Source organism: Caulobacter sp. B11, from assembly GCF_002737765.1.
In the GTDB taxonomy this organism is placed as follows: domain Bacteria; phylum Pseudomonadota; class Alphaproteobacteria; order Caulobacterales; family Caulobacteraceae; genus Caulobacter.
Genome location: NZ_PEGG01000109.1, coordinates 1 through 5,613, shown reverse-complemented (window position 1 = coordinate 5,613; position 5,613 = coordinate 1). Strand labels below are relative to the sequence as shown.

The 5,613-nt window shown below is 64.4% G+C and carries 8 protein-coding genes; 5 read left to right on the top strand and 3 right to left on the bottom strand.

The annotated features are described in order from the left end of the window. Positions 1–1,174, bottom strand: a 1,174-nt coding sequence (locus CSW58_RS05975) for a methyl-accepting chemotaxis protein (protein WP_143755099.1), incomplete at its 3' end; no start/stop codon positions are given. A gap of 122 nt (positions 1,175–1,296) precedes the next feature. Then, positions 1,297–1,734 carry a hypothetical protein gene (locus CSW58_RS05970; protein ID WP_099446670.1) on the bottom strand — a complete coding sequence of 146 codons (438 nt, stop codon included), beginning with the start codon at positions 1,732–1,734 and terminating at the stop codon, positions 1,297–1,299. A gap of 217 nt (positions 1,735–1,951) precedes the next feature. Between CSW58_RS05970 and CSW58_RS05965 the strand changes: the two genes are divergently transcribed. Then, entirely contained in the window at positions 1,952–2,476 is a 525-nt protein-coding gene (locus CSW58_RS05965) for a helix-turn-helix domain-containing protein (RefSeq protein ID WP_099446669.1), read from the top strand. On the opposite strand, the gene CSW58_RS05960 is transcribed toward CSW58_RS05965, so the two are convergent. Next, entirely contained in the window at positions 2,473–2,718 is a 246-nt protein-coding gene (locus tag CSW58_RS05960) for a hypothetical protein (RefSeq protein WP_143755098.1), read from the bottom strand. The genes CSW58_RS05965 and CSW58_RS05960 overlap by 4 nt on opposite strands. 119 nt (positions 2,719–2,837) lie before the next feature. Here CSW58_RS05960 and ccoN point away from each other — a divergent pair, with 119 nt between their 5' ends. The 4 genes from ccoN to CSW58_RS05940 all read left to right on the top strand — a co-directional run. Next, positions 2,838–4,484, top strand: a complete 1,647-nt coding sequence (ccoN, locus tag CSW58_RS05955) for a cytochrome-c oxidase, cbb3-type subunit I (protein WP_099446667.1) — start codon at positions 2,838–2,840, stop codon at positions 4,482–4,484. Positions 4,485–4,493: 9 nt separating this feature from the next. Further along, complete coding sequence (gene ccoO, locus CSW58_RS05950) at positions 4,494–5,237, top strand: cytochrome-c oxidase, cbb3-type subunit II (RefSeq protein WP_099446666.1); 744 nt, start codon at positions 4,494–4,496, stop codon at positions 5,235–5,237. Then, entirely contained in the window at positions 5,234–5,401 is a 168-nt protein-coding gene (locus tag CSW58_RS05945; protein ID WP_099446665.1) for a cbb3-type cytochrome c oxidase subunit 3, read from the top strand. The genes ccoO and CSW58_RS05945 overlap by 4 nt, the downstream gene beginning before the upstream one ends. After that, the coding region (locus tag CSW58_RS05940) for a cbb3-type cytochrome c oxidase N-terminal domain-containing protein (protein WP_304441632.1) at positions 5,401–5,613 on the top strand (213 nt) is incomplete at its 3' end. The genes CSW58_RS05945 and CSW58_RS05940, both read left to right, overlap by 1 nt.

The following is a 5,613-nucleotide window of genomic DNA, read 5'->3' as shown; positions in this document are numbered from 1 at the left end:
CGGTGGCGGTGATCTGGGTCACCGCCGCGGCGGTTTCCTCGAGGTTGGCGGCCTGCTGCTCTGTGCGGCGGGCCATGTCGTCGGCGGCGCGGGCGATCTCGTCCGAGCCCGATCCGACGCCGTTGGCCGAGCGGGTGATGTCGGCCAGGGTAGCGGCCAGTTTCTGGCTGGTGCTGTTGAAGTCGCCGCGTAGGCTCTCGTATTCGGCGGCGAAGGCGGCTTGAATCCGGTGGCCGACGTCGCCGTCCGACAGCAAGGACAGCGCCTTGGCGAGGCTGTCCAGGGCGTGATGACGCTGTTGCTCGGCAAGACGCCGTTCGGCCTCGAGGGCCAGCCCGTCCGCCTCCGCTCGGGCGCGGATGGCGTCCTGCTCCTCGCGTAGGGACCGGCGCTCCAGAACCCCCTCGCGGAACACCGCGACGGCCTTGGCCATGTCGCCCAGCTCGTCGGAGCGACCAGCGAAGGGGACCTCGCGTTCGTACTGACCGCCCGCCAGTTCGCCCATGTAACGGGTGATCGATTCGATGGGCCGGATCATCGCCCGGCGCAAAATCCAGATACCGCCGATGATCACGAAGGCCAGGACGCCGCAGACCAGGGCCATGATGATCATGTCCGCGTCCTGTTGGCTCCGCGCCTCGGTCTCGACCTTGATGTTCTCGGCGGCGATCAACGGCACGATCTGGTCGATGGCGGCGCGATGGGCCGTATAGGCCTCGTTCAGGGCTTGATCGGCGGCCTGGGCGCCGGCCGTGTCGCCGCTCTGGATCGCGGTCATGATCGAGTCGGCGGCGGCCCAGACGCCCTGGGCGGCCTGGTCGGACTCGCCGAGCAGCAGCTGCTTGGCCTCGGGGGAGAACGGCCGGTCGCGCCAGTGGCCCAGGCGCTCGTCATAGGCTGCTTTGAGGACCTTGAGCTTGGCGGCGGTCTGGACCGCGCGGCCGGGCGAATTGTCGGCATAGGCCGTGCTGGCGTCGAGATAGGCCTCGATGACGTAGAGCGGCGGCGGAAGAATATCAGCCGTCAGGTCCTTGCCGGCCACGATGCGCGTATAGAGCGGTCCGCCGATGCTGACCTGCAGCAGCGTGAAGCCCGCGACGGCGACCAGAGCCAGAAGGCCAAGTCCCAACATCGCCCCGAAAAGGTTCATCGAGCCAGAAAGCCGCAACTTCATCAGTCGTTCCCCCGAGTACAAGTTTCCCGATCCTGGGGTGGGGGTATGAAGAAAGATCCGTTTTTCGAGCGGTCCATACCCAGAATGGGGCCACTGGCGAAAGGCGCGAGGCGACGGGTCGCTCAGTCTTCGACGACGCCAGCCTGGTTGAGTTCCCGCAGAAACCGTTGCAGGGCGACATGGCGCTTTATGAGGATAGCCTGCATTTCAGGCCGCATCATCGCGGAATGCGACACGATGTAGCCATCGTGCGACACCCGTTCGAAGTACTTGCTGGCCGCCAGTCGCACCATGCGGCGGCGAACGGTTTCATAGGGCATGTCCAGGGAACTCGCGACCTGGGCCACGCCGACGGGGCGGCGGCGTTCGTCAGGTGGGGCGACCTCGAAACCCTGGAATTCATCCATGCGCACGGCGCCGACATTGCTCATCAGCGTGGTGGTGAAAATGAAAAGATCGATCAGATCGACGTCGTCAAACAACCGCGCAGCCTCGGCCCAAGCCAGGACGAAGCTCGCTGACGCCCGTTCAGCGGCTCTGGACTTGGTGAAGTCGTTCATTAGTTCCTCGGGCGGCGAACAGGGCGGAAACTTGCGTGTTCGTTTCAATTGTGATCACGGATTTGCGCTCCCACGCTAGGAAACCGGTGGCAACAGTCAGTTACCCAATTTGAGCAGATCGCGCCTTCGACCGCCTTGATTTGGCGCAAAGCGTCCTTTGCGCGCTCGATGGCCGCATGGGGGCGTCTACGATTTGCAGAGCTTTATGCGATCCTGCATGTCTTCATGCGACGTCGCGGCGATCCGCACGCCCTATCCCGTGCTGGCGGGCGCCATCAATCCGGGACCTATGAAGCGCAATCGAACCCTACTCGTTCAGCGACACCACCTGGGGCTCGGGGTGGACTACGCCCTGCGTCTGGTGCGTTTGACCACCGACCTGTTTGACGGTGACATGGTCATGGGCTTGGTGTTCATGGCGGCGGTGCGGGCCAGCAGTCAGCAGTTTCGCAACGCGGCCGCTCACCATCCGAGGGACTTTGCCGAGCCCGTCCCGACCGAGGCGAGGCGGCCGATCAGCGTCTCGGCCCTGGCCCGCTCCCTAGGCATCCCGGTCGAGACCACCCGGCGTCATGTGCTCAAGCTGACCGCTCTGGGCTTTGCCGAGCGGACCGAGGGCGGCGGGGTCTTGATCACTTCGGAGATCCTGGACCGCGAAGAGCTGCGGTTGGCGGCCGTGGCTAACGCCGCCAACATGGATAAGTTGATCGAGGGGCTTCTGAAGACCCCGAAAGACTCCTAGGCCCGCGCGCTCTGGACCTCGGGACGGCGCGCATAGGTCAGCATCAGGCCCAGGGTCAGGGCCGCGCCGACATAGCAGGCCGGGCAATGGCCGACGAATCCCAGGATGCCGCTCGATTCGCCGCAGATCGGCCCGAACGCCGTCAGGCGTGGCCACGACGTGATCAGGGCCTGGGTCCACGCGGCGAGGGCGCCGACGCCGAGCAAGGCGCGCACCGAAGCAAGAGAAGCGGGTGTGGCCATCTTTGATCTCCATCCAGATCCTCAGCCTGCGCGTTTCCGCGAGGCGACGCCTTGATACAGATCAAGGCGTCTTTTGGGCGGGAATGAGACTCTGCCGGCGCATACCGCTGGGAGCTCTTATGTCCGCAATACCCGCCGCCGCCGGCCCGCCCAAGGGAGCCGACATTCTGTTGGTTTTCTCCGTATTGGGGGCTTTCCTCGCCATCATGGGCGCGGGTCTCACCCAAGATCCCATTTTCCGCTTCCAGGCCCTGACGGTGTTCGCCGCCGCCCTGGTCTCGGCCTTCAGCCTGATCGCCGGCCTATCCAGCGGGTCCCTGACTGACTCGCCCGACCGCTATAGCGACGGCGTGATCAAGGCCGGCGTGATCGCCACCATGTTCTGGTGCGCCGCCGGCCTGCTGGTCGGGGTCGTGATCGCCCTGCAACTGTCGTGGCCGCGGATCTTCTACTTCCCGGAACTGGGTTGGCTGAACTTTGGCCGCCTGCGGCCGCTGCACACCTCGGCTGTGATCTTCGCCTTCGGCGGCAACGCCTTGATCGCCACGTCGTTCTGGGTCGTCCAGCGCACCTGCCGCGCCAAGCTGGCCGGCGGCATCGCCCCGTGGTTCGTGTTCTGGGGCTACCAGCTGTTCATCGTTCTGGCCGCCACCGGCTATCTGCTGGGGTCGACCCAGGGCAAGGAATATGCCGAGCCCGAATGGTACGTCGACATCTGGCTGACCATCGTCTGGGTCACCTATCTGCTGGTCTTCCTCGGCACGATCTGGAAGCGCAAGGAGCCGCATATCTATGTGGCCAACTGGTTCTACCTGGCCTTCATCGTCACCATCGCCCTGCTGCACTTGGTCAATAACGCCGGCGTGCCGGTCAGCCCGCTGAACCACAAGTCCTACGGCGTCTTCTCCGGCGTCCAGGACGCCCTGACCCAGTGGTGGTACGGCCACAACGCCGTCGGCTTCTTCCTGACCGCCGGCTTCCTGGCCATGATGTACTATTTCGTCCCCAAGCGGGTCGAGCGGCCGGTCTACAGCTACCGCCTGTCGATCGTGCACTTCTGGGCCCTGATCTTCATCTACATCTGGGCCGGCCCGCACCACCTGCACTACACGGCCCTGCCGCAGTGGGCCCAGACCTTGGGCATGACCTTCTCGATCATGCTGTGGATGCCCTCGTGGGGCGGCATGATCAACGGCCTGATGACCCTGTCGGGGGCCTGGGACAAGCTGCGCACCGACCCGGTCGTGCGGATGATGGTCGTCTCGATCGCCTTCTACGGCATGAGCACCTTCGAAGGCCCGGTGATGTCGATCCGCGCCGTCAACGCGCTGAGCCACTACACCGACTGGACCATCGGCCACGTGCACTCCGGGGCCCTGGGCTGGGTCGGCTTCATCAGCTTCGGCGCCGTCTACTGCATGGTCCCGTGGTTGTGGAAGAAGCCGGGCCTGTATTCCAACAAGCTGGTCGAATGGCACTTCTGGATCGCGACGACGGGCATCCTGCTCTACATCGCCGCGATGTGGGTGTCGGGCATCATGGAAGGCCTGATGTGGCGCGAATACACGCCGCAGGGGTTCCTGGCCTGGAGCTTCATCGAGACCGTCTCAGCCAAGCACGTCGAGAACATCATCCGCGCCGTTGGCGGCCTGATGTACCTCTCCGGCGCCCTGATCATGATCGTCAATCTCTGGCGCACCGTCCGGATGCCTAACGCGTCGGACTCCGTCGCCGCGGCGGCGGCTCCCGCCCTCGCGACCGCCTAGGAGCCATAGATGTCACTCTGGAAACAACACGCAAAGTTCGAGCGGAACTCCATCCTGCTCGTCATCGGCATCCTCGTGGTCGTCTCGATCGGCGGCCTGGTCGAAATCGCTCCGCTGTTCTGGCTGCAGAGCACGATCGAAAAGGTCCAGGGCATGCGGCCCTATACGCCGCTCGAACTGGCCGGCCGGGACATCTATGTCCGCGAAGGCTGCTATCTGTGCCACTCGCAGATGATCCGTCCGCTGCGCGACGAGGTCGAACGCTATGGCCACTACAGCCTGGCCGCCGAGAGCATGTACGACCACCCGTTCCAGTGGGGGTCCAAGCGCACCGGTCCCGACCTGGCCCGGGTCGGCGGCAAGTACTCCGACGCCTGGCACAAGGATCACCTGGTCGATCCGCGCTCGCTGGTGCCGGAATCGGTGATGCCTCCCTACAAGTTCCTGGCCAACAAGGACCTCGACTACCACGACATGGTCGACAAGCTGCGGGCGCAGAGGACGGTTGGCGTTCCGTATACGGATGACCAGATCGCCAACGCCAACAAGGATCTCCAGGCCCAGGCCGATCCGTTCTCGACCGACGCCTCCGCCTTGCGCAAGCGCTATGACGACCGAGTCGTGAACCGTGACTTCGACGGCGATCCCGAGCGCATCACCGAAATGGACGCGCTGATCGCCTACCTGCAAATGCTCGGCACCCTGGTCGACTTCAAGTCGTACCAGCCCGACTCCGCCGCCAATAAGAGGTGAGCGACATGACCTATGAAACCGTCGCCCGCTTCGCTCAGCAGGGAGGGCTGATCTATTTCGGCCTGATCTTCCTGGCCGGCGTGGCCTACGCCATGTGGCCTTCCAAGAAGGCCGAATTCGATAATGCCGCGCGTATGCCGCTGGATCATGGGGAGGACCTCTGATGTCCGACAAGCGCGAAACCGACCAGATCTCCGGCATCGAGACCACGGGTCACGAATGGGACGGCATCAAGGAACTCGACAATCCGCTGCCCCGCTGGTGGCTGTGGACCTGGTACGCCTGCATCCTGTTCGCGATCGGCTATTGGGTGGTGATGCCCGCCTGGCCGGGCCTGAACGGCTATACCAAGGGCCTGCTCGGCTACTCCGACCGG